The sequence below is a fragment of the Microbispora sp. H10836 genome, from assembly GCF_012999525.1.
Classification (GTDB): Bacteria; Actinomycetota; Actinomycetes; order Streptosporangiales; family Streptosporangiaceae; genus Microbispora.
Genome location: NZ_JABBWU010000010.1, coordinates 179,278 through 202,523, shown reverse-complemented (window position 1 = coordinate 202,523; position 23,246 = coordinate 179,278). Strand labels below are relative to the sequence as shown.

Below are 23,246 nucleotides of genomic sequence, written 5' to 3'. Positions count from 1 at the left end.
AGACACGACATACGAATCACGCGGCCAGTGTAACGGGGAACGGCGGACCACGCCCTCGGTGCCGCGGTGAGCGGATCTCAGCGCGCGGGAGCGTGACGGCCCATGCGCGCGCCCGGGCGGAGCGCCGCCAGCCGGCGCCACCCGAACGTGCCGGCCGCGGCGCCGGCGCCGGTCGCGGCGAGCGCGATCAGGAAGGGCGCCGCCGGGCCGTACCGGTCGGCGAGGGAGCCCGACAGCAGCGCGCCGATCGCGTAGCCGATGACGACCGAGGAGGTGAGCAGGGTCATGACCCAGGAGATCCGCTCCACCGGCACCGCCATCTCGGCCAGTGTGTACGCGGTGACGAGGATCGGCGCGATGGTGACGCCGGGAAGCGCGATCAACGGGGCCAGCACCCACAGACCACCGGCGTTCAACCCGCCCGTGATCGCGAGGGGCAGGCTGAGAACGCCCAGGAGGACGAAGCCGCCCTGCAGCCGGCGGACGAGCGGGAGGGACGCGGGCAGCATCGGGACGAGCACCCCGGCGAGGGCGCTGCTCAGCCCGAGGATCGCGTAGATCAGCCCGGCCGCACCGCCGGCGCCGGCGTCCTCCGCCCGCCAGGTGACCCCGGCCTGTATCGAGCCGAAGTAGCAGCCGAGCCCGGTCAGCCCGGCGGCGAGGATGAGCACGGGTGCCAGCGGCGCCCGGGCTCCGGTAGCCCGTTCCCGTTCCCCGACGACCAGGGTGGCCGTGGCGTGCAGGGCGAACGCCACGCACGTCGTGACGGTGAGCCCGGCCGCCACGAGCACGGCCGTCCGGGGCGAAGCCGCCGTCGCGATCACGCCTACCAGCGCCGGGCCGAGGACGAACGCGAGCTCGTCGCCCGTTCCCTCGAAGCTCATCGCCGTGGGGAGGCGGTCCACCGGCAGCCGGCCGCGATGAGCCAGCGCCGTCCAGCGAGCCCGGGACAGCGGGCCCACCTGCGGCACCGAGAAGCCCGCGACCGCCGAGGACGCCAGCGACGCCCACGTGGGGGCATCCGCCCCCACGCACAGCACCAGCAGGACGAGGGCCGCCGTGTGCGCCACGGCCGCGGCCAGGCCGGCGGGCCGGTGCCCGTACCGGTCCGCGGTCCGCCCCACGAGGGGACCGCCCGCCGCCTGCCCCACCGCGAAGGCCGCGGCCGTGGCGCCGCCCAGCGTGAGCGACTGCGTCGCCCCGCTGACCAGCAGCAGCGCGCCGAGCTGTCCCATGGTCGCGGGGACGCGGCCGACCAGCGTCACCACCAGGAACCAGGAACCGGTGGCGGCGGGCAGAGAGGCGTAGGCGCGCAGGGCGTTCCAGCGGCTCACCGTTCGACGCCCCGGCCGTCCGGGCCGGGGCGCGGGTCCACCCCGTACTCCATCAGCGCCTCGCGGGGGACCACCTCCAAAGCCCGGATGTTGGTCGCCGCGAGGTTCACCGGGCAGGCGCAGCCGGCCAGGTACGCCTCGTACCACTTGGAGGCGATGACGCACCAGTTGTCGCCTGGCTTCAGCCCGGGGAAGGCGAGGTCCGGCCGCGGCGTCGCGATGTCGTTGCCGACCGTCGACTGGAAGGCGATGAAGCGCTCGTCGACGATCGCGCAGACGGTGTGCCCCTTGGGGTTGTCGGGCCCGGTGAAGCAGTAGCCGTCGCGCCGGTACCCGGTGATCGGGTCGAAGCCGCAGGGGTCCAGCGGCTCGCCGAAGACGTTCAGTGCCTGCTCGGTCATCATCTGCTCCTCGCGGTGGTGAGGCCGTCGCCCGTGGTCTCGTGATGGTCGTGCCGCATCGGGGGCGGAGGGCAGCGGAAGACGCGCTCTTCGAACTCGGCGGCGACGCGGACCAGGCGCGCGTCCGCGCCGGGCCGTCCGACGAGGAGCATGCCGACCGGCAGCCCGTCCACGAACCCGCACGGGACGCTGAGCGCCGGGTGCCCGGTGAGGTTGAACACGCAGTTGTTGTCGTGCATCTCGAAGGGAAGTTCGGTGTCGATCACGGCCGCGCGCGGGTCGGCCGGGAGGAGGTGCGGCGGCATCGGGACGCTCGGCAGGACGAGGAGATCGACCTCGCGCAGCGCGTCGTCGATCTGCTCGCGCAGTCGCCGCCGCAGGCGCTGCGCGTACGCCATGACCTTGCCGTGGGTGGCGTCCCGGAGCAGCGTGGCTCCGACGAGGGCCAGAACCCCGCCGACCGGGATGTCCTCGGGACGCCGCACCAGGGCCTCGCCGAACGCCTCCCCGAAGTTCGGGTGGTAGGGCCCGTCGTGGTTGTTGCCCTGGAGGCGGGACTCGAAGACCGTGGTGAGACCGCCCTCGATGGAGATGGGCAGGTGGATGTCCCTTCCGTGCCGGTGCAGCGGCACCGACACCTCGGACACGGTCAACCCGAGCCGTTCCAGCGCCCGGCCGGACTCCCGCACCAGGCCGTCGAGCCGGGGATCGGATCGGCCGGGCCAGCCGAACCCCTCGATGAGCAGCCCGGCACGCAGCCCGGCGATCTCCCGGGCGTAGCCCCCGGCGTACGGCTCGCCGTCTCCGTCCGGGTACGGCGTGGCGGTCGCCTCCAGGAAGGGGATCAGGTCGGCGGCGGTCCGGGTGAGCACGCCGATGTGGTCCAGCGTGCGCTCGGTCGGCATGGCGCTGTCGTACTCGATGACCCCGTACGTGGGTTTGAGGCCGAACACGCCGGACCAGGCGGCGGGGTTGCGGACCGAGCCGCCGTGATCGGTGCCGATGCCGTAGTCGGCCTGCCCGGTCGCCACCAGGACGGCGGCGCCGCTGGAGGAACCGCCGGCGGAGCGGCGCGGGTCCCAGGGGTTCCCGACGGGTCCGTGGGCGCTGGTGAAGCTCGACCCGGAGTAGCACAGGTCCTCGCAGACGGACGTGCCGAGGATCACCGCCCCGGCCTCCCGGGCCCTGCCCACCACCACCGAGTCGGACGCGGGGACGAAACCGGCCATGAGACGGCTGCCCAGTGTCATCGGCACCCCGCGCACCGCGATCGACTCCTTGACGGTCACCGTCCGCCCGGCGAGCGGCCCGCTCCCCGGCGGCCCGGGCTCGTCGACCGTGTAGAGCCAGGCGCCGTACGGGTTGCCGGGGCCGCGGGGGATCCGGGTGACGGGGACGGGCGGCGGTTCGGGGGCCTGCCCCTCGGTAGCCAGATCGCGGACCCGCCGGTAGACGTCGCGCATGCGGTCGACGGCGGGGCCGAGCCGGACCACCAGGCCGGGGTCCAGTCCCCATCTGCCGGCGACGGCGGCGAGGTCGGCGGGGCTGAAGGCGGGGATGTTCGTACCGCTCACGCGCGCGTCCCCAGTTCCTCCGTCGCGCCGGACGGCGCGGAGCCGGCCTCCTCCAGCGCCCGGCTCGCCGCCGCGAAGGGCTCCACCGGAATGGGAGTGATCCCGGCTCCGACCCGGCCGCGTCCGGGCTCCCGGTGCGCGAGGCCGTTGTTGATGACGGGCTCGACGCCGGTCGCGCGCACCTTGTGCACGTCGATGCCGAGCGGCGTGCCCCGGAAGTCCTCGCCCGGGATGAGGAAACGCCGGCTCGTGCCGGCGCAGACGGTCCGCATGCGCCGGGTGATCTCCACGGCCCGGGCCATGTCCCCGCCGACGAAGGACATGATCGCGGGTGCCGCGGTCATCGCGAACGCGCCGAAGCCGGCCGTCTCGGCGACCATGGAGTCGCCCATGGTCGGATTCACGTCGTCGATGGTCGCCCCGTCCAGCAGGACCGGGTCGCCGATCGGCGCGGGCACGGTGAACCAGCGGTCGCCGAGCCCGCTGACGCGGATGCCGAACTCCCGTCCGTTGCTCGCCATGGCCGTCACGATCGGGCTGCCGGGAATCCCGTGAGCGGCGACCGTCACCGCCTTGGCCGCCGAGATCGCGAAGGGCAGCGCGAAATGCCCGTTGCCCGCGATGAACGCGACGACGTCGGCGGCGTCCGCACGGTCGAGGGGAGCGCGCAGCAGGCCGGGGGCGAGCGCCGCGAGCAGGGACGCGCTGGTCGCGACCAGCCGGTTGTGGCAGTCGTCGCCCCGCCGCAGCCCTTCGGCCACCAGGGCGAGCAGGTCGAGGGGATCGCAGCGCCGCACGGCCTCGTCGAGGGCGGGGGCGAGCACGTCGCCGAGCCACCGCAGCCGCGAGAGCGTCGCCTCGTCGTACGACCCGTAGCGCATCGCGCCGCCGATCCCCTCGTTCAGGGGGGAGAACGTCGTGATGCCGCCCGTGGCCTCGGCGACCACTACGGGCGTGCTCGGCGTGACGATCCCGGCCATCGCCCCGACGGCGTTCGCGTCGTGACAGGGGCTGATGGTCACCTCGCCGCTGTCGATGATCGCCCCGGCCTCGGCGGCGGTCGCGGCCTCCTTCTCCAGCAGCAGGCCCGCGATGATCGCGCCGCGCATGGGCCCGGTGATGTCGGCCAGGTCGATCGGGGGTCCGGCGTGCAGGAAACGCCGCGGCCCGACCTGGCCGGTGGCGTCCCGCGCCTTGCAGACGTGGCGCAGACGGACCTCGGTGCCGTTCAGGGCGTCGAGGGTCGCCCGCATGGCATCGGAGGACATGGTGGCATCGGACATGGTGGTACTCCTGAGCGGGTGAGGAAGGCGCGGCGGCGACGTGGCCGCCGGGCGCGGTAGTAGGGAGCGACCCGGATGGGGGCACGCTCGCGCCGGGCGGTTCCGCCCGGGCCGCGGTCGTTATGCCGAAGGCGTCTGGCGCTGCCGTTCGGCCAGGAGCTTCCGCACGATCTCCCGGTTCAGCCGGGCGTGCTCGCGGGCGCGTTCAGCGGCGAGATCGGCCGAGCCCGAGGCGATCGCCTCGAACCACGCCGAGTGCTCCTCGAACAGGTCGGACGGGTCCCCCGTCTGCCGCAGAAGCCAGTGCAGACGCCCCTGCAGGGGCTCCAGCATGGCCTGCAGCAGGGTGTTGTGGGACAGCTTGAGTATCTCGTCGTGGAAGGCCTCGTTGGCCTTGCCGAGGGCGATGCGGTCCCCGGCGTCGAGCGCCTTGCGCGCACGGGCCAGGATGTTCCGCACGTGGCGCAGCTCGGCCTTGGTGGCCCGCGTCGCGGCCTGCTGGCTGGCCAGGACCTCCAGCGCCTCGCGTACGTCGAACAGCTCCTCGACGTCCTGAGCCGACAGCTCCACGACGACCGCGCCCCGCCGGGGGACCGTCTTGACGAAGCCCTCGCTTTCCAGCGCCCGGATCGCCTCGCGCACCGGTAGCCGGGAGACCCCGAGCTGGGCCGCGATCTCGGTCTCGACCAGTCGCGTGCCGGCCGGATACACGTCGTCGATGATGCGCTGGCGCAGCTCGTCGCGTACGCGGTCCCTGAGCGGCTTGTAGTCGGCGTCGATGTCGAACGAACCCGGCGCGTCCGCCTGCCTGCTCACAGGGCCGTCTCCCCGGTCTTCCGCCTCGGTCCAGGACCGGCGCCGACCGGTGCGGGCCGCTCTGCGCCGTCGAAAGGATAGCGCCGCCGGAAGTCGTCGGCCGCCGCGTCGAAGGTGGTGAACTCGACCCCGGGCAGGTCGAGCCAGCTCTCGAAGAGCCGTTCCAGCATCAGCAGCACCTGCGGCCGTCCGGACACGTCGGGATGCAGCGTCATGGGGAACACCGCGTAGTCGAGCTCACGGTAGACCCACTCGAACTGGTCACGCCACAGCCGTTCCACGTCGTGCGGGCTGACGAAGCCGTGGCTGTTCGGCGCGTTCTTCACGAACATCATCGGCGGGAGGTCGTCGACGTACCAGTTGCCGCAGAACTCGACGAGGTCCACCTCGGCGCCGTGCGTGAGGGGCGTCATCCAGTCCTCGGCGCGGCCGCTGTAATCGATCTTCGTCCACTCGTCGCCGACGCGGGCGTAGAAGGGGTGGAAGTCGTTGTAGTTCTGCGAGTGGTCGTAGGAGAAGCCGAACTCCTTGAGCAGGGCGGCGGTGTTGCGGCTCATCTCCCACCAGGGTGCGACGTAACCGCGCGGCGGCCGTCCCCACAGGTCCCGGACCAGCTCGACGCAGCGGCCGAGCACGTCCCGTTCCTGTTCGAGCGACATCTCGATGGGGTTCTCGTGGGAGTAGCCGTGCGCGCCGATCTCGTGTCCCCTGTCGGCGACGGCCGCCATCTGCGCCGGGAAGGTCTCGATGGAGTGTCCCGGGATGAACCAGGTGGTCCGCAGGCCGTACCGCTCGAAGAGCTGGAGCAGCCGCGGGGTGCCCACCTCGCCGGCGAAGACCCCGCGCTGGATGTCGTTCGGCGAGTCCTCGCCGCCGTACGAGCCGAGCCAGCCGGCGACCGCGTCGACGTCCACTCCGACAAGGATCTTGATGTTCTTGGCCATGGTGTTCCTCATCTCTGCGTCTGGACCGCGGGCGGGTGGGCCGGCAGCCGCCCGTACCCGGTGATCGGCGTCGTGTCCCCGGCCAGGGCGAGGGCCTGCCACAGCGTCGCGGCGACGCTGTCGACCACCAGGACGCCGCTCCGGCTCTCCCAGCGGGCGGCCAGGTGCGCGGCGCGCAGGTTGGTGCACACCACGGCGACCGCGTCACAGCCCGCCGCGGCGAGCGTGTCGAAGGCCTCGTCCAGCTCGGCGTCGCCGAGCAGCGCGAAGTCGTAGTTGGTGGTGCGGCCGAAGTGGCGGGCCGCGTGCACGGGAAAGCCGTGGTCCGCGTAGTGCCCGGCGATGGCGTCGCCGACGTCCCGCGTGTACGGCGTGAGCAGGCCCGTGCGCCTGGCCCCGAAGGCACGCAGGGCCGCGAGGACGGCCAGCGTCGAGGTCGTGGCGGGAGCGCCGGCGGCCCGCGCCATCTCGTCGCATAGGAGCTCGTCCCGGCCCGGGCCGAGCCAGGAGCCCGAGGTGCCGTTCCAGGCGACGACGTCGACGCGGGCGTCGCCGAGGAGACGGGACGCGTCGACGAAGGAGTTCTGGGCGAACTGGCGGGTGTCGGCGGGATCGAGGCTGATGCTCGTGACCCGCAATCGGGTGAAGTGGACCGACACGTCGTGCCGGGCGGCCAGCAGTTCGCCGGTCACGGGTTCCACGACGGTGTTGGACGACGGGGTGATCATGCCTATACGCCGGGCGGTCGGCCGCACGATGCCTCCGCTCAGAGGGAGCTAATCGGGGATACTGTATACAGAATCCTAAGCACCCTCTGCGACGGATAACAAGCGGGAACTGGTCATTGACACCCCTTTTGGCCCGCTTTAACCTCCTTGTACCGGCGCACCGGATACCCACCGTGACCGTTCCCGATGGGGGAGAACCGGCCCGTCGGAGTAGAGACGACCCCTGCTCACCCAGGGTTCGCCGCACGCCTGCCCATAGCTCCGAACCTCGGCTCGTCAACGCCGGCGGAGGGACCAGGGGGCGTTCACTCAGTGCCCAGGAGACCGCCGTGTCACCTACCGTTCGTGCACCCAAATCAACGGCTTCGGACCGCCACCCGGTGGACGAAGTCCTCCCTGCGCCCCGACTCTTCTTCTTCGGCCTGCAGCACATGTTGATCATGTACGCGGGCTGCGTCGCGGTTCCGCTCGTGCTCGGCGCCGTGCTCAAGCTGCCGACGCACACCATCGCACTGATCGTCAACGCCGACCTGCTGGTGGCCGGAATCGCCACCATCATCCAGAGCGTCGGCCTCACCCGCTTCTTCGGCATCCGGATGCCGGTGGTCGCGGGAGCCTCCTTCACCTTCCTCACTCCCATGATCCTCGTCGGCTCCGAATACGGCCTGCCGACCATGTACGGCTCGATGATCGCGGCCGGCGTCTTCGGGATACTGATCGCCCGGCCGTTCTCCAGGGTGCTGCGGTTCTTCCCGACGATGGTCACGGGCTGCGTGATCACGATCATCGGGCTCTCGCTGATCAAGGTGAGCGCCGACCTGATCATCGGTTCCGATCCGCAGGCGGCGGACTACGCCAGCGTGCGGTACATCCTCCTCGCCTTCGCCGTCGTAGTGATCGTCGTGCTGGCGAACCGCCTGTTCACCGGGTTCCTCCGCAACGTCTCGGTGCTGTTCGGCCTGGCGTTCGGCACGGTGATCGCCTGGATGATGGGCCTCACCGACTTCTCCTCGGTGGGCGGCGCCGGGTGGTTCGGCTTCTCGGCACCGCTGCAGTTCGGCGCACCGGAGTTCAGGCTCATGCCGATCGTCGCGATGTGCGTCGCCATGGTGGTGGTCTTCTGCGAGATGACCGCGTGCGTGCTCGCCATCGGCGACACGGTCGGCAAGAAGGTCAGCGACAAGGACATGGCCCGGGGCCTGGCCACCGACGGCCTGTCCGCCGTGCTGGCCGGCTTCATGAACTCCGTGCCCGACTCCACGTTCGGTCAGAACGTGGGACTGATCAGCCTGACCAAGGTCAAGAGCCGGTACGTCATCACCGTCACCGGTGTGCTTCTGGTGATCATGGGCGCCATCCCCAAGCTCGGTGAGATCGTCGCCAGCCTTCCGGGTCCCGTCATCGGCGGCGCCGGACTGGTGATGTTCGCGATGACGGGGGCCGTCGGCATCCAGATGCTCCAGAAGGTCGAGTTCAACGGGAACCAGAACCTGCTCATCGTCGCCGTCTCCCTCGGCGTCGGGATGCTGCCGGTGGCGGTGCCCACCATCTACCAGAACTTCAACCAGGACACCCAGTTCATCCTCGGCAGCGCGGTCACGGTCACGGTGCTGGTGGCCTTCCTGCTCAACCTGCTCTTCAACCACCTGCTGGTCCGCGGCGGCGCGCCGGCCACGGAGGCCCCCAAGGCCCCCGAGGCCGCCCCGGCGGCGGCGACGGACAGCTCAACCTGATTTCGCGCCCCGCCGCGCACATCACACGTAAGGAGCACCGAACCATGGGTCAGGCACCCGTCTCCGCGAACATCCGGCGCATCCTCGAGGTCATCGAAGAGGGCTCCCGGGACATGGCCACCGGCTGGAACCTTCCGCGCGAGTGCTATGTCGATCCGGAGTTCTACGCCTTCGAGCAGGAGGCCATCTTCATGCGCCAGTGGCTCTGCCTCGGCCGCGTCGACGAGATCCCGAAGCCCGGTGACTTCGTGCGCATCGACATGGGCGACGAGCCCCTGATGATGGTCCGCGGCAAGGACATGGAGATCCGGGTCCTCACCCCGGTCTGCGCCCACCGGGCCCACCTGGTGTGCGAGGGGGCGGGGAACACCGGCAGGCTCTTCCGCTGCCCCTTCCACGCCTGGACGTACGGGCTGGACGGCTCCCTCATCGCGGCGCCGTCCATGAACGACACCGTCGGCCTGAAGAACCTGAAGGGAGAGGCATACCTGCCCTCGCACCGGGTCGAGATCTGGAACGGCTTCGTCTTCACCAATCTCGACCCGGACGCGAAGCCGCTCGCGCCCACGCTCACCAAGCTGACCGCCGAGCTGGAGAACTACCACATCGGCGACATGGTCAGCATGCCGGTCGCCGAGCTGCGCGACAACAACTGGAACTGGAAGTCCCAGCTGGAGAACGGCATCGAGCCGTACCACAGCGCATACCTCCACGGCATGCTGCACGACTTCGCGCACGTCAGGCTCACCAGCTTCGTCGACATCAGTCCCGACGAGGGCGCGGTCTACCACCCGACCGGCTTCTATCACCCGGACGCCGGATTCAACCCGACCACCAAGGCCCTGCTCCCGGTGATCCCGACGCTCGGCGAGAAGGAACGCAACCAGGTCATCTTCGCCTCGATCCCGCCGAACCTGGGATTCGGGGCGGTTCCGGAGGGCCTGTTCTACTACCTCGTCCTGCCCGCCGGGCCGGAGCACATGAACCTGCGCATCGGCCACCTGTATCCGGAGGAGTCCACCCGGCACCCCCGTTTCGAGCAGCTCTACAAGATCGCCCAGGACGGCCTGGTCCTCTTCCACCAGCAGGACGCCAGCTCCGATCTCTCGCTCCAGAAGGGCATGCGCTCCCGCTTCCGCCGCCCCGGCCGCTACTCCTTCCAGGAGGAGTCGCTCCTCCAGTTCAACCAGTGGCTGCTGAAGCGCTACCAGGACTACGTGAACCTGGCCGACGGCGTGACCGAGCCCGCGGCGGCCCGCTGACCGGCGACATCCCGCCCCTAAGGAGACACACATGAAAGTCACTGTCGACCGCACCCTGTGCGACGGAAACGGCGTGTGCATGGGCATCGCCCCCGACGTCTTCGACGTCGACGACGACCTGACCCTCCACATCGCCGACGAGATCCCCGACGACCCGGCCATCCAGGCCCAGGTCCGGCAGTCGATCACCTCCTGCCCGGTCCTCGCGCTGAGCCTGGAGGAATAGCGATCGTGGTCGCCACCACCTCGCAGACCGTCGTGGTGGCCGGCGGATCCCTCGCCGGCCACACCGTGGTCGCCGAACTCGCCCGGCGCGGCTTCGCCGGCGACGTCGTCTGGGTACGCGGGCCCGAGGGCACGGGCCCGTACTCCCGGCCCGCCCTGTCCAAGGAACTCATCCAGGGCAAGGTCACCCGCGACGACATCCGCCTGCCCGCCCCCGAGGCGTACGGCCTGCGGCTGCGCGTCGTTGACCACGCGGTGTGCGCGCGACTGGACCCGGACGACGACCGGGTGCTGGTCACGTCCGCGCCGGGGGCCCGGGGAGAACCGTCAGACGGCCACTGGATCCCTTTCGACGCCCTGTTCGTCTGCACGGGGACGCGCGCCCGCCTGCCGGAGGCGTTCGCCGGGCTGCCCAACGTCCACTGCCTGCGGACGCTCGCCGACGCCGAACGGATCAGGGAACGGCTGCCCGGCCGGCCCCGGACGGTGGTCGTCGGCGCCGGTCTGGTCGGCAGCGAGATCGCCGCGTCGTTGCGGTCCTGCGGGCTGCCGGTCGAGCTGGTCGTGCAGGGGCGGCTGCCCATGGACACGGTGTTCGGCGATGACCTCGGACAGTTCTGCCTGGACCGGCACCACGCCCACGGCGTCACGACCCGGCTGCTGACGACCGTCACCGGCCTGTCGGCGGCCGGGCCGGACGGCCCGGTCGTCCTGACCTTCGACGACGGCGGGCAGACCTCGGCCGACCTGGTCGTTCTCGGGCTCGGCGCGGTCACGGCCTGCGAATGGCTGCGCGGCTCCGGGCTCGATCTCTCCGACGGCCTCGGCTGCGACGAAGCCCTGCGCACCGCGCGGCCGAACGTCTTCGCGGCCGGGGACGTCGCCAACTGGAGGCACCCCGTGTTCGGCCGCCGGATGCGGGTCGAGCACTGGAGCAACGCATCGGCCCAGGCGCGGCACGCCGTCGAGAGCTGGTGGGCCGGGCAGGAGGGCCGTGAGCCTCCGGCCTTCGCGGAGGTGCCGTATTTCTGGTCCGACCAGTACGGCCTGAAGTACCAGATGGTCGGCCACGCGCGCGGGCACGACGAGGTCAGCGTCGAGAGGACCGGCGCGGACGGGCATCCGTTCGTGACCTACTTCCGTGAGGGCCGCGTCGTCGCCGCCGCCGGGGTGAACGCGCCGCGCGCGGTGATGCGCATGAAGGCGCGCATCCAGTCCGAAGGAACGACGACCCAGGGGGCGTACGCAGGGTGAACGGCGACCTGGCCGGAGACGGCACGACACACGCGCACGACGGCGGGCGGGACCCCGCGCTGGCCGGGGTGATCCGGGACCACATGTGGTCGCTGCTGAGCGACCGCTACCGCACCAACCGCCGCTCCCCGGGCGCGCCGACCGAGGACGAGTACCTTCACGACCGGCCGTTCTGGCCCGAGTTCACCTTCGAGGAGGTGAGGTACGCGGTGGAGGGCGGCAGGGACCTGCTCCTGGTGACCTTCCACGACACCGACGTACCGGAGATCACCCTTGGCTTCCGGATCGACCTCGACAAGGCCATGACCGAGTGGTCCCGGCGCGTCGGCGGGCGCCTTCCGCGGCAGCACCCGGAGATGTTCGCGGCGGAACTGATCTGGTTCATGGTCTGCTTCATCGGCGTCGCCGACTTCGACGGGGCGACGGGCACGCCCGGATCCCCGCCGTACTGGATCAACGACGGCTCCGAGATCTTCGGAAAGCTCAGGAACAACCCGAACATGGAGACCTTCGAGTCTCACCGCTGACGTCCCCCGACAGAAAGGCCGGCACCGCCATGGCAGTTGTCGAGATCGAAAAGCCCCGCGACGGCGTCGCGATCATCCGGCTCAACCGGCCGGAGGTGCGGAACGCGCTCAACACCGAGGTGCGTGAGCTGCTCGCCGCCGCCGTCGAGACCCTCAACCAGGACGACGACATCGGCGCCATCGTCCTGACCGGCGGCGACACCGTCTTCGCCGTCGGCGCCGACCTGAACGAGCAGGCCGGACGCGACGTGGTGGGCGCGATCCGCGCCTACACCCACCAGGCGTTCTGGTACAGCGGCAAGCCCGTGATCGCCGCCGTGAACGGGGACGCGTTCGGCGGCGGCAACGAGTTCATCCTCCAGTGCGACTTCGTCATCGCCTCCGAGAGCGCCCGCTTCGCCCAGACCGAGGTCACCATCGGCCTGGTTCCCGGCGGCGGCGCGACGCAGCGGCTCCCCCGCACCATCGGACGGCAGAACGCGTTGTACGCCCTCCTCACCGGCACGCCCATGACCGCCGCCGACGCGTACCGGCTCGGTTACGTCTCCGAGGTGGTCGAGGGCAACGCCATCGACCGGGCCGTGGAACTGGCCGCGCTGATCGCGTCTCGCCCCCGCCTGGCCGTACGGCAGATCAAGGAGGTCGTCCGCCTTGGTCTGGACGTCCCCTTCGAGGCCGGGATCGCGCTGGAGCGCCGGGGTTACCAGCTCATGTTCGGCACGCGGGACCTGCGCGAGGGCTTCGCCGCGGTACGGGAGGGGCGGGAGCCGAAGTTCACCGGCGACTGATGCGGGGAGCGCCCATGGCGCGTGTCCGGCACGGTGAACGGTAGGCTGTGGGGGTTGCGCTCGTAACGCCTTCCGCTAGGGCGGGTGAGGGGGAGCGCGCCAATCCGTCGGTCGAGTCATCCCTAGGAGATGTGCCGTGTCCGAAGTACTCATCGCCGCCGAGCTTCGCAACGAGTTCGGCAAGGGCGCCGCCCGCAAGATCCGCCGGGCGAACAAGGTCCCCGCTGTCCTGTACGGCCACGGCACCGAGCCCAAGCACCTGACCCTCCCCGGCCACGACCTGCTGCTCGCGCTGCGCACGCCGAACGTGCTCATCCGCCTGCGGGGCGAGGGCGTGGACGAGATCGCGCTGCCCAAGGGCGTCCAGCGCGACCCGATCAAGGGCTTCCTGGAGCACGTCGACCTGCTGCTGGTCAAGCGCGGCGAGAAGGTCACCGTCGAGATCCCGGTCACCGTCACCGGCGACCCGATCGGCAGCGCGATCGTCGAGCAGCAGCTCGTCACGATCTCGGTCGAGACCGAGGCGACCCACATCCCGACCGGCGTCGAGGTGGACGTGGACGGCAAGGACACCGGCTTCGCGGTGCACGCGAGCGACCTGAAGCTGCCGGAGGGCACCACGCTGGCCGGCGACCCCGAGGCCCTGGTGCTGCAGGTGATCGGCGCCCCGGTCGCCGAGCTGCCCGAGGAGGGCGAGGCCGCCGAGGGCGAGAGCGCCGAGGCCGCCGAGTAGGACCGGTTCGTGAGAGAGTCCTCCACAGGGTGTCCTGTGGAGGGCTCTTCCATGTGAGGAGACAGCGGAGGAGACAGCGATGTCCGACGCGTCCGCGCAGCGGTGGCTGGTGGCAGGCCTGGGCAACCCCGGGCCGGAGTACGCCGGGAACCGGCACAACGCGGGCTTCATGGTGCTCGACGAGCTGGCGGCCCGGGTCGGCGGGCGGTTCAAGGCGCACAGGTCGCGGGCCGAGGTGGTCGAGGGCCGCCTGGCCGCGCTCCCGGTGGTGCTGGCCAAGCCGTTGTCGTTCATGAACCTGTCCGGCGGCCCGGTGAAGGCGCTGGCCGACTTCTACAAGGTCACCCCCGAGCGGGTGATCGTGGTCCACGACGAGCTGGACATCCCGTACGGCGCGCTGCGCGCGAAGATCGGCGGCGGCGACAACGGCCACAACGGCCTGAAGTCGATCACGAAGTCGCTCGGCACGCGCGACTACCCGCGGATCCGGTTCGGCATCGGCCGCCCGCCGGGCCGCATGGACCCGGCGACCTTCGTGCTGCGCGACTTCGCCACGGCCGAGCGCAAGGACCTGCCGTTCCTCGTGGACCGGGCGGCCGACATGGTGGAGTCGCTGATGACCGCCGGTCTGGAGACCACGCAGAACCGCTTCCACGCCGCCGACCTCAATCCGGCGAAGCCTCCCCGCTGAGATCCGGCGAAGCCGCCCCGCCGAGGTCCGGCGAAGCCGCACCGCTGACGTCGCCGGTCTCGCGGTGTGCGGAGCCCGGCCACTCCATGAGGTTCTGCAGCAGTTCCGCCTGCTCGATGGCGTCGTCGAGCGCGTTGTGGGTGTGCGGGCGCTTCGTGCGCACCTCGCGCGGCATCTGGCGCTTGGTCGCCCAGGCCACCGGCACCACGGCCTTGGCGGCGTACAACGTCTTGATGTCGATGCACCGGGAGTGGCCGAAGGGCGACTCCCCGGTGAACCGGAGGAAGTACCAGTACATCCACATCCAGTCGTACGACAGCGGGAAGGCCGCGAGCACCGGCAGATCGTCGCCGCACACCTCGCGCACCCAGGCCGACGCCGCCGCCATCGCCTCGGCCGGGTCGCGTCCCTCGCGCAGCAGCGCCGCCCGGTCGAGGCCGCTCACCGCCAGCGCCTCCGCCACGTAGTCGTCGCTGATCGGCCGTAACTCCGCGTAGAACGTCAGGGACTCCGGGTCGGTCCGCTCGAACCGCCGCCCGGTCATCCGGCCGGCCACGGTCATGCCGAAGCTGACCATCGAGTACGGCCCCGGAATCGGGCCGTCCGCCTCGACATCAACCGATATGTACGTTTCGGCTTTCACTGAAATCTCCCTGAGACGCCGGGGCGGGCGGCTAGCATTCCACCACGATCGGTAGCCGAATCATCACGGGGGGCGATGGTGCTGGACGGTGACACGTCCTCGCTCGCCGTCGGCACGTCGCGCGACTCGCCCGCCCATCCGATGCCCAGGCCGCCCGCGTGGGCGGTCCGATATCGGCTCACCGCGGCCGTCTGCGACATCCTGGGCGCCCTTCTCGCGGGGGTCACCGCCGTGGTGATCCGGTTCGGCGAGGTTACTCCGTACGTGACGCCGTATGTCATGGCGAGCGCCGCGCTGCCCGCCGTCTGGGTGGTGATCCTGGTCCTCAGCCGGGCCTACGAGCCGCGCCTGATCGGCGTGGGGGCGGAGGAGTTCCGCCGGGTCGCGCGGGCGGGCTTCACGTTGGTCGCGGGCGTCGCGATCGCCGCGTACGCGGCGAAGACCGACATCGCCCGCGGCTACGTGCTGATCGCGCTGCCCCTCGCCACCGCGCTCACCCTCGGCGCCCGGTACGGCCTGCGGCGGCGGCTGCACCGCAGGCGGGCGAGGGGCGAGGGCGGCATGCGCAGGGTCGTGGCCGTGGGCCACCGGACGGCGATCGCCGAACTGGTCGGCACCTTCCGCAGGGAGCGTTACCACGGCATGGAGGTGGTGGCCGCCTGCGTGCCCGCTTACGCCACCGGCGGGGTCGGCGACGTGCCGGTGCTGGGCGACTTCTCCGACGTGCCGCTGGTCGTGGAGCAGGTCCGGGCGGACACGGTCGCGGTGCTCGCCTGCCCCGAGCTGGACGGCACGGCGCTGCGCAGGCTGGCCTGGCGGCTGGAGCGCACCCGCACCGACCTCGTGGTGGCGCCCGCGCTGATGGAGGTAGCCGGCCCGCGGACCGCGATCCGGCCCGTCGCCGGGCTCCCGCTGCTGCACGTGGAGCATCCCGAGCTGGCGGGCGGACGCCGGTTGGTCAAGGACGTGTTCGACCGGCTGGTCGCCGGCGCGGCGCTGGTCGTGCTGGCCCCGCTGCTGGCCGCCGTCGCCGTGGCCGTACGGGCGACCGGCCCGGGCCCCGCCCTGTTCCGTCAGCGGCGGGTCGGCAGGGACGGCGCGGAGTTCACGATCCTCAAGTTCCGCACCATGCGGCGGGACGCGGAGGCCCGCAAGGTCGAGCTGGTCAGCGACGCCGAGGGCGTGCTGTTCAAGGTGCGCAGGGATCCGCGGGTCACCCCGCTCGGCGCCGCGCTGCGGCGTTACTCGATCGACGAGCTGCCACAGCTCATCAACGTGCTGCGGGGCGACATGTCGCTCGTCGGGCCGCGTCCGCCGCTGCCCGAGGAGGTCGCGCGGTACGGCGACGACGTACGCAGGAGGCTGGTGGTGCGGCCGGGAATGACCGGGCTCTGGCAGGTCAACGGCCGGTCTGACCTCTCGTGGGAGGAATCGGTACGGTTGGACCTACGTTATGTCGAGAACTGGTCTCTCATGCTGGATCTGCAGATCTTATGGAAGACGTGGTCTGCGGTCGCGCGCGGAGCGGGAGCGTACTGAGAATGACGATGCGGGACGACCATTCCCTTGCCGGGCAGTTGGCGACGGAGGCGGGGGAGCGGCTTGTGGAGCTGCGCGCCCGTATCGGGTTCGCGGACGCCCGGGCGTTGAAGGACGCCGGTGACCAGGCCTCGCACCGATTCCTCATGGACGCGCTGGCGCGGCTGCGGCCGGACGACGCCGTGCTGTCGGAGGAGGCGACCCGCGAGGAGCGGATGGACCCCCGGCGGCTGTCGGCCGAGCGGGTGTGGATCGTCGACCCCCTCGACGGCACCCGCGAGTTCTCGGAGCAGGGCCGCACGGACTGGGCCGTCCACGTGGCGCTGTGGGAACGCGGCCGTCTCACGGCCGGTGCGGTCGCCCTGCCCGCCTGGCCGGGATCGGCCCAAAAACCAGCACAGGGTCGTACGCTCACGACGGCGGCGCCGCCCGAGCTGCCGGAGAAGGTGCGCGAGCCGTTCCGCATCGCGGTCAGCCGCACCCGGCCGCCCGAGTTCGTCCGTGAGCTGGCCGCCCGCCTCGGCGGGGAACTCGTCCCCATCGGCTCGGCCGGTGCCAAGATCGCCGCGGTCCTCACCGGAGAGGTCGAGGCGTACGTGCACGCCGGGGGCCAGTACGAGTGGGACTCGGCCGCACCGGTCGCGGTGGCGGTCGCGGCGGGGGCCCACGCGAGCAGGATCGACGGCTCACCCCTGACCTACAACCAGGGGGACCCCTCACTGCCGGATATCCTGGTCTCCCTACCGGATCTGGCGCCAACGTTGCTCGCCGGAATCCGTGACCTGCATCGCCAGACTCCGTGAAGGAAGTCCCCATGCTTCAGCGTGACTACACCACGTCGCAGCTCGACGTGCTCGAGGCCGAGGCGATCCACATCATGCGCGAGGTCGCGGCCGAGTTCGAGCGCCCGTGTCTGCTCTTCTCCGGCGGCAAGGACTCGATCGTCATGCTGAGGGTCGCGGAGAAGGCCTTCTGGCCGGCGCCGATCCCCTTCCCTCTGATGCACGTGGACACCGGCCACAACTTCACCGAGGTGATCGAGTTCCGCGACCGGCGGGTCGCCGAGCTCGGCGCGCGGCTGGTGGTCGCCTCGGTCCAGGCGTCGATCGACGCCGGACGGGTGGCCGAGCAGACCGGGCGGCGGGCCTCCCGCAACCGGCTGCAGACCACGACGCTGCTGGACGCGATCGAGGAGCAGGAGTTCGACGCGGTGTTCGGCGGGGCCCGGCGCGACGAGGAGAAGGCCCGGGCCAAGGAGCGGGTGTTCTCCTTCCGCGACGAGTTCGGCCAGTGGGACCCGAAGAACCAGCGCCCCGAGCTGTGGAACCTCTACAACACCAAGATCAGCAGGGGTGAGCACATCCGGGTGTTCCCCCTGTCGAACTGGACCGAGCTGGACGTGTGGCACTACATCCGGCGCGAGGGAATCGAAATCCCGTCGATCTACTTCGCCCACTCGCGCAGGGTCTTCGAACGCGACGGCATGCTGCTGGCCGACGCCGAGGTGGTCCAGCGGGGCGAGGACGAGCCGGCGTTCGAGGCGGTCGTCCGCTACCGCACCGTCGGCGACATGACCTGCACCGGCGCCGTCGCCTCCACCGCCACGACGGTGGAGCAGATCATCGACGAGATCGCCGCCACCCGGATCACCGAGCGCGGCGCCACCCGCGCCGACGACCGGGCCTCCGAGGCCGCCATGGAAGATCGCAAGAAGGAAGGCTACTTCTGATGGACATCCTTCGTTTCGCGACGGCGGGCAGCGTCGACGACGGCAAGTCGACGCTGATCGGGCGGCTGCTGTTCGACTCCAAGGCGATCTTCGAGGACCAGCTCGAGGCGGTGGAGCGCACCTCCCGCGACCGGGGCACGGAATACACCGACCTGTCGCTGCTGACCGACGGCCTGCGGGCCGAGCGCGAGCAGGGCATCACGATCGACGTGGCCTACCGTTACTTCGCCACGCCGAAGCGGAAGTTCATCATCGCCGACACCCCCGGGCACATCCAGTACACCCGGAACATGGTCACCGGCGCCTCCACCGCCGACCTGGCGATCATCTTGATCGACGCGCGCAAGGGCGTGCTGGAGCAGTCGCGGCGGCACGCCTTCCTGACCACGCTGCTGCGGGTGCCGCACCTGGTGCTGGCGGTCAACAAGATGGACCTCGTCGACTACTCCGAGGCCCGGTTCGAGGAGATCCGCGAGGAGTTCACCTCGTTCGCGAGCAAGCTCAACGCCTCGGACCTGACGTTCATCCCCATCTCGGCCCTGCACGGCGACAACGTCGTGTCCCGGTCGGAGAACATGCCGTGGTACGAGGGCTCGTCGCTGCTGCACCACCTGGAGAACGTGCACATCGCCTCCGACCGCAACCTGGTCGACGTGCGTTTCCCCGTGCAGTACGTCATCCGCCCGCACAACGCGACCAACCAGGAGCTGCACGACTACCGGGGCTACGCCGGGCAGGTCGCGGGCGGCGTGCTCAAGCCCGGCGACGAGGTCCTGCACCTGCCCTCCGGCCTGACCACGACGATCACCGCGATCGACACGTTCGACGGCCCGGTGCAGGAGGCGTTCGCGCCGATGTCGGTCACCCTGCGCCTGGGTGACGACATCGACATCTCCCGGGGCGACATGATCTGCCGGCCGAACAACCAGCCGCAGGCCGCCCAGGAGATCGACGCCATGGTCTGCTGGATGGCCGACGGCCTGAAGCTCCAGCCCCGCTCCAAGCTGATCATCAAGCACACCACCCGTACGGCCCGGGCCCTCGTGCGCGACCTGCACTACCGGCTCGACGTGAACACCCTGCACCGGGACGAGTCGGTCACCGCCCTCGGCCTGAACGAGATCGGCCGGGTGTCGCTGCGGACGACCCAGCCGTTGTTCGTGGACGACTACGCCCGCAACCGTCTGACCGGCGGATTCATCCTGATCGACGAGGCCACCAACGGCACCGTCGGCGCCGGGATGATCGTCGACGCGCACTGATCGGCACTCGCCGAGAGCCCGGGAGGGCCTGCGGGGGCGAGGCACGGGACAGTGATCCGGTGCCCGCCCCTCAGGGCCTTCCGCGGGCAAGGTCAGGTTGCCGCAGGTCATGCCGCGCTAAGGGGCGGCGAGGATCTCCAGTGGCCGGTCGGGGTCGGCCAGCGCTTGGGGCGTGACGGGCGTCCCGGCGCGTATCAGCCTCTTGATCGGCTCGACGACGTCCCAGACGTTGACGTTCATGCCGGCCAGGACGCGATCGCCGCTGAGCCAGAACGCGATGAACCGCCGGGCCGCGACGTCGCCCCGGAAGACCACCTGGTCGTAGCCGCCCGGCTCGACGTGGCCGACGTACTCCATGCCGAGGTCGTACTGGTCGGTGTAGAAGTAGGGCAGGTCCTCGTAGACCGCGTCCCTGCCCAGCATGGCGGCGGCGGCGACGGCGGGCTGTTTGAGCGCGTTGGCCCAGTGTTCGACCCGTACGTGTTTGCCCAGTAGAGGGTGGTAGGCGTTGGCGACGTCCCCGGCGGCGACGATGTCCGGGTCGCCGGTCCGCAGGGTCGCGTCCACCACGATGCCGTTGTCCACGTGCAGCCCGGCGCGCAGGGCGAGCCGCACCTCGGGCTCGGCGCCGACGCCGACGAGGACGGCGTCGGCGGCGATCTTGTCGCCGTCGCCCAGACGTACGCCCGAGGGCGTGATCTCGCTGACGGTGACCCCCAGCCGGAGGTCGACGCCGTGGTCACGGTGCAGGTCGGCGAAGACCTGGGCGGCCTCGGGCCCGAGCACGCGCAGCAGCGGCAGCCGCGCCGTCTCCAGCACCGTGACCGCGACGCCGGCCTGCCGGGCGGCCGCGGTGACCTCCAGCCCGATCCAGCCGGCCCCGATCACCGCCAGCCGGGACACGCTCCCGAGGACGTCCCGGAGCGACTCGCAGTCCTCGATGCGGCGCAGGTAGCGCACGTGCGGCTCCTGTGCGCCGGGGATCGGCGGCCGTCGCGGCCGGGCCCCGGTGGCCAGCAGCAGTTTGTCGTATTCGATCGCGCCTCCGTCGGCCAGTTCGACGCGGTGAGCGCCGCGGTCGAGGCCGGTCGCGGCCACGCCGAGCAGCAGCTCGACGTCGTGCTCGGCGTACCAGCCGTCCTGGTGGACGAAGACGCCGGCCCGGTCGGTCGTGCCCGTCAGGTAGCCCTTGGACAGAGGGGGCCGCTCATAGGGGTGATGCGGCTCGGCGCCGATCAAGGTGATCCGTCCGTCGAACCCCTGCTCGCGCAGGGCTTCGGCGGCTTTGGCCCCGGCCAGACCGGCTCCGACGATCACGAATCTCTGCTGTGTCACGGCGATGCCTCCTTCTTCAGGGGCGGGTGGCGGTGAGGGCGAAGAACTCCTGACGGGAGCGGGCGTCCTCCCTCAGGATGCCCAACAGCGTCGAGGTGACGGTGGTCGAGCCGACCGCCCGTACTCCCCGCAGAGTCATGCAGGTGTGCTCGGCCTCGATCACGACGCCGACCCCGGCGGGCCGCAACCGGTCGGCGAGCCAGTCGGCCACCTGTTTGGTGAGCCGTTCCTGCACCTGCGGCCGGCGGGCGAAGTGCTCGACGACACGGGCCAGCTTGGACAGTCCGAGGATGCGGTCGCCGGGAAGGTAGCCGACATGGGCGACTCCGGCGAAGGGCAGCAGGTGATGCTCGCAGACCGAGCGGACCGGGATCGACCGGGCCAGCACGAGTTCGTCGTAGCCCTCCTCGTTGGGGAAGGTGGTCAGGTCGAACGGGCGTGGCGTGAACAGCTCGGCATACGCCTTGGCCATCCGCGCCGGAGTCTCCCGCAGGCTCTCGGAGTCCGTGGAGATGCCCAGCGCCTCCAGGAACTCGCCGGCCGCCCGCTCGGCGGCGGCCAGGTCCACGCCGTCGCGTGACTCGTCGATCACCCGCAGGGCGGTAGCGGAGCGCATCTCAGCCGCCGCTCACGCCGAGGGCGGTCAGCAGCACCAGCGCCACGGTGGCCACGGCCAGCAGACCATGCCCGGCCACGATCACGACCGGGAAGTGCCGCTCGGCCGGTCCCGCCGTGCCGGTGGCGCCGGGCCCGCCGGCCACCGCCGTACGGGCGCGGTAGGCGGGGATCCACCGGGCGAACATCGCGAAGCCCAGCAGCGCGACCGGGACCAGCAGGACCAGCGCGACCCACGCCAGGGCGGCGATGCCGGCGAACAGGTACACGATCCACACCACCAGCCCGGCGGCGGCCAGCGCGAAGTGACCGAAGATCAGCCCCGGTGAGAAGCGGCTGGTACGCCGTCCGCCTCTGGCGATCCAGGTGCCCAGCATCACGAAGCCGCCCACCGCGGTGAGCAACCACGTGACCAGTGCAGCGATACCCATGACGAGTTCTCCTCCTGTTGGTGGAATGAGGGTCAGCGCCGGAAACCGTCGGCTTGGGTGACCTCGTCGGCCACCCGTACGCCGTAGCGGTAGGCGAGCTTGCCGCCCAGATAGCCGGAGACCACGAGCAGCGCCAGGCTGCCCGCGGAGAGCAGCAGCGGGCCGAGCGCGACCGGGCCCGCCGCTGTGCCCGCCGCTGGGCCGGCCTGACGCCACAGGAAGCCGACGGCGTACGCGGCGGTGATCACGAGGTTGAGCCCCATGTGGAGCAGACCCGTGCGGAACGCCGGGGTGCCCGCCGGGATGGCGAACAGGTCGAGGAACCCGGCCATCGCCGCGGCCAGCGCGCCGAGCACGCCGATGGCGATGAGCCACTTCGAGCCCTCGGCCAGGAAACCCGGATCGGGAGCGAACCGGGACACCAGGTCGAAGACCATGCTCGCCACCCATGCGCCGATGGGCACGGCGACCAGCATCGGGTGGAACGGATGGCCGTACGGCCCGGCCAGCACCGCGCTCACCGGTCGTTTCGCCTCGTGCAGCTCACCGGTCATCGGGACCTCCGTGTGTGACATATTACGCCAATGAATGTTGGTCTTATTCGGCCGGGCGGTCAAGGTGTTCGCGTACATCGACGTGGCTATGGTTTTCGACCGCGCAGGCGGGCGTTATCGTGGCAGGGTGACGACGGATCCCGCGATCAGTGCGGTGGCCGCGCTGGACGACGCGCTGCGGCAGGGCATGTACGCCTACATCCGCAGGGCGCGCCGCCCGGTGACCCGGGACGAGGCCGCCGCCTCGGTCGGGATCTCCCGCAAGCTGGCCGCCTTCCATCTGGACAAACTGGTCGACGCCGGCCTGCTACGCGCCCGCTATGAGGCGGTCGGCGGCATCCGCAAGGTCGGCCGCACTCCGAAGGTCTACGAACCCACCGAGACCGACATCCGCGTCACGATCCCCGAACGCCGGCACGAGGTGCTGGCCGACATCCTCATGGACGCCGTTCTCGCGGAGCGTGAAGAGGAGAGCGCCCGCCAGGCGGCGGTCCGGGTCGCCGGCCGGCGCGGCGAGGAGATCGGCGCCGCGGAACGCGCCCGGGCCAAGCCCGGCCGCCTCGGCGCGGAACGCGCCCTCACCCTGCTCGAAGGCCTGCTCGCGCGGCACGGCTTCGAGCCCGGCCGCGAGTCCCCCACCTGCGTACGGCTGCGCAACTGCCCGTTCCATCCCCTGGCGGCGCGGGCCCCCGAACTGGTCTGCGGGGTCAACCACGCCTTTCTCGACGGCATGCTCACCGGCCTGGAAGCCTCCAGGGTGCGGGCCGTCCTGGTGCCGCGGCCGGGAGAGTGCTGCGTCGAACTGCGCTCCTCCTGAGGCGGCTTCCCCGGCACCGCCGGCTGTA

The 23,246-nt window shown here is 71.1% G+C and carries 25 protein-coding genes; 13 read left to right on the top strand and 12 right to left on the bottom strand.

The window, feature by feature from the left end:
• Nucleotides 1–77: 77 nt before the first annotated feature.
• The 7 genes from HHX30_RS20035 to HHX30_RS20005 form a co-directional block, all read right to left on the bottom strand.
• Nucleotides 78–1,334, bottom strand: coding sequence for an MFS transporter (locus tag HHX30_RS20035; protein ID WP_169983495.1), 1,257 nt, complete (start codon nt 1,332–1,334; stop codon nt 78–80).
• Nucleotides 1,331–1,735, bottom strand: a complete 405-nt coding sequence (locus HHX30_RS20030; RefSeq protein WP_169983494.1) for a DUF2237 family protein — start codon at nt 1,733–1,735, stop codon at nt 1,331–1,333. The genes HHX30_RS20035 and HHX30_RS20030 overlap by 4 nt, the downstream gene beginning before the upstream one ends.
• A complete protein-coding gene (locus HHX30_RS20025; protein WP_169983493.1) occupies nt 1,735–3,309 on the bottom strand; it encodes an amidase family protein in 1,575 nt (524 codons plus the stop codon). The genes HHX30_RS20030 and HHX30_RS20025 overlap by 1 nt, the downstream gene beginning before the upstream one ends.
• On the bottom strand, nt 3,306–4,592 hold the full coding sequence (locus tag HHX30_RS20020) for a DUF1116 domain-containing protein (protein ID WP_169983492.1): 1,287 nt from the start codon (nt 4,590–4,592) through the stop codon (nt 3,306–3,308). The genes HHX30_RS20025 and HHX30_RS20020 overlap by 4 nt, the downstream gene beginning before the upstream one ends.
• A 120-nt stretch (nt 4,593–4,712) precedes the next feature.
• Complete coding sequence (locus HHX30_RS43315) at nt 4,713–5,408, bottom strand: GntR family transcriptional regulator (RefSeq protein WP_211592236.1); 696 nt, start codon at nt 5,406–5,408, stop codon at nt 4,713–4,715.
• Nucleotides 5,405–6,352 carry a polysaccharide deacetylase gene (locus HHX30_RS20010; RefSeq protein WP_169983491.1) on the bottom strand — a complete coding sequence of 316 codons (948 nt, stop codon included), beginning with the start codon at nt 6,350–6,352 and terminating at the stop codon, nt 5,405–5,407. Before HHX30_RS20010 ends, HHX30_RS43315 begins: the two co-directional genes overlap by 4 nt.
• An 8-nt stretch (nt 6,353–6,360) precedes the next feature.
• Entirely contained in the window at nt 6,361–7,107 is a 747-nt protein-coding gene (locus HHX30_RS20005) for an aspartate/glutamate racemase family protein (protein ID WP_211592235.1), read from the bottom strand.
• Nucleotides 7,108–7,460: 353 nt separating this feature from the next.
• Between HHX30_RS20005 and HHX30_RS20000 the strand changes: the two genes are divergently transcribed.
• The 8 genes from HHX30_RS20000 to pth all read left to right on the top strand — a co-directional run bounded on the left by HHX30_RS20000 (nt 7,461) and on the right by pth (nt 14,293).
• On the top strand, nt 7,461–8,813 hold the full coding sequence (locus tag HHX30_RS20000) for a nucleobase:cation symporter-2 family protein (RefSeq protein ID WP_211592234.1): 1,353 nt from the start codon (nt 7,461–7,463) through the stop codon (nt 8,811–8,813).
• A 44-nt stretch (nt 8,814–8,857) separates the two neighbouring features.
• Entirely contained in the window at nt 8,858–10,075 is a 1,218-nt protein-coding gene (locus tag HHX30_RS19995; protein ID WP_169983490.1) for an aromatic ring-hydroxylating dioxygenase subunit alpha, read from the top strand.
• 31 nt (nt 10,076–10,106) lie between these two features.
• The gene (locus tag HHX30_RS19990; protein ID WP_169983489.1) at nt 10,107–10,301 is read left to right on the top strand and encodes a ferredoxin; all 195 of its coding nucleotides are present in this window, start codon (nt 10,107–10,109) and stop codon (nt 10,299–10,301) included.
• Nucleotides 10,302–10,306: 5 nt separating this feature from the next.
• Nucleotides 10,307–11,554 carry an FAD-dependent oxidoreductase gene (locus HHX30_RS19985; RefSeq protein WP_169983488.1) on the top strand — a complete coding sequence of 416 codons (1,248 nt, stop codon included), beginning with the start codon at nt 10,307–10,309 and terminating at the stop codon, nt 11,552–11,554.
• Nucleotides 11,551–12,081 (top strand): hypothetical protein, encoded by a 531-nt coding sequence (locus tag HHX30_RS19980; RefSeq protein WP_169983487.1) that lies wholly within the window; start codon nt 11,551–11,553, stop codon nt 12,079–12,081. The genes HHX30_RS19985 and HHX30_RS19980 overlap by 4 nt, the downstream gene beginning before the upstream one ends.
• A 29-nt stretch (nt 12,082–12,110) precedes the next feature.
• The gene (locus HHX30_RS19975) at nt 12,111–12,869 is read left to right on the top strand and encodes an enoyl-CoA hydratase-related protein (RefSeq protein ID WP_169983486.1); all 759 of its coding nucleotides are present in this window, start codon (nt 12,111–12,113) and stop codon (nt 12,867–12,869) included.
• 136 nt (nt 12,870–13,005) lie between these two features.
• A complete protein-coding gene (locus HHX30_RS19970; protein ID WP_169983485.1) occupies nt 13,006–13,602 on the top strand; it encodes a 50S ribosomal protein L25/general stress protein Ctc in 597 nt (198 codons plus the stop codon).
• Between the two features lie 79 nt (nt 13,603–13,681).
• Nucleotides 13,682–14,293 carry an aminoacyl-tRNA hydrolase gene (gene pth / locus HHX30_RS19965; protein ID WP_169983484.1) on the top strand — a complete coding sequence of 204 codons (612 nt, stop codon included), beginning with the start codon at nt 13,682–13,684 and terminating at the stop codon, nt 14,291–14,293.
• On the opposite strand, the gene HHX30_RS19960 is transcribed toward pth, so the two are convergent.
• Complete coding sequence (locus HHX30_RS19960; RefSeq protein ID WP_211592233.1) at nt 14,268–14,936, bottom strand: exonuclease; 669 nt, start codon at nt 14,934–14,936, stop codon at nt 14,268–14,270. The two genes, pth and HHX30_RS19960, sit on opposite strands and share 26 nt — an antisense overlap.
• Before the next feature lie 75 nt (nt 14,937–15,011).
• Here HHX30_RS19960 and HHX30_RS19955 point away from each other — a divergent pair, with 75 nt between their 5' ends.
• The 4 genes from HHX30_RS19955 to cysN are packed head-to-tail and all read left to right on the top strand — an operon-like array spanning nt 15,012 to nt 19,466.
• Nucleotides 15,012–16,475 carry a sugar transferase gene (locus HHX30_RS19955; protein WP_396704542.1) on the top strand — a complete coding sequence of 488 codons (1,464 nt, stop codon included), beginning with the start codon at nt 15,012–15,014 and terminating at the stop codon, nt 16,473–16,475.
• Between the two features lie 2 nt (nt 16,476–16,477).
• Entirely contained in the window at nt 16,478–17,278 is an 801-nt protein-coding gene (locus tag HHX30_RS19950; RefSeq protein ID WP_283246818.1) for a 3'(2'),5'-bisphosphate nucleotidase CysQ, read from the top strand.
• Between the two features lie 11 nt (nt 17,279–17,289).
• The gene (cysD, locus tag HHX30_RS19945) at nt 17,290–18,204 is read left to right on the top strand and encodes a sulfate adenylyltransferase subunit CysD (RefSeq protein ID WP_169983483.1); all 915 of its coding nucleotides are present in this window, start codon (nt 17,290–17,292) and stop codon (nt 18,202–18,204) included.
• Nucleotides 18,204–19,466: a sulfate adenylyltransferase subunit CysN gene (cysN, locus tag HHX30_RS19940; protein WP_169983482.1), complete on the top strand. Its 1,263-nt coding sequence runs from the start codon at nt 18,204–18,206 to the stop codon at nt 19,464–19,466. The genes cysD and cysN overlap by 1 nt, the downstream gene beginning before the upstream one ends.
• Nucleotides 19,467–19,583: 117 nt before the next feature.
• Here the strand turns inward: cysN and HHX30_RS19935 are convergent, their stop codons facing one another.
• Genes HHX30_RS19935 through HHX30_RS19920 form a run of 4 tightly spaced genes read right to left on the bottom strand, consistent with a single transcriptional unit; the run spans nt 19,584 to nt 22,401 of the window.
• Nucleotides 19,584–20,801: an FAD-dependent oxidoreductase gene (locus HHX30_RS19935; RefSeq protein WP_169983481.1), complete on the bottom strand. Its 1,218-nt coding sequence runs from the start codon at nt 20,799–20,801 to the stop codon at nt 19,584–19,586.
• A gap of 16 nt (nt 20,802–20,817) precedes the next feature.
• Complete coding sequence (gene folE / locus HHX30_RS19930; RefSeq protein WP_169983480.1) at nt 20,818–21,417, bottom strand: GTP cyclohydrolase I FolE; 600 nt, start codon at nt 21,415–21,417, stop codon at nt 20,818–20,820.
• A gap of 1 nt (nt 21,418) precedes the next feature.
• Nucleotides 21,419–21,847, bottom strand: coding sequence for a hypothetical protein (locus HHX30_RS19925; RefSeq protein ID WP_169983479.1), 429 nt, complete (start codon nt 21,845–21,847; stop codon nt 21,419–21,421).
• 32 nt (nt 21,848–21,879) lie between these two features.
• Nucleotides 21,880–22,401, bottom strand: coding sequence for a DUF2231 domain-containing protein (locus HHX30_RS19920; protein ID WP_169983478.1), 522 nt, complete (start codon nt 22,399–22,401; stop codon nt 21,880–21,882).
• A 127-nt stretch (nt 22,402–22,528) separates the two neighbouring features.
• Here HHX30_RS19920 and HHX30_RS19915 point away from each other — a divergent pair, with 127 nt between their 5' ends.
• Nucleotides 22,529–23,218 (top strand): metalloregulator ArsR/SmtB family transcription factor, encoded by a 690-nt coding sequence (locus HHX30_RS19915; protein WP_211592232.1) that lies wholly within the window; start codon nt 22,529–22,531, stop codon nt 23,216–23,218.
• Nucleotides 23,219–23,246: the final 28 nt, after the last annotated feature.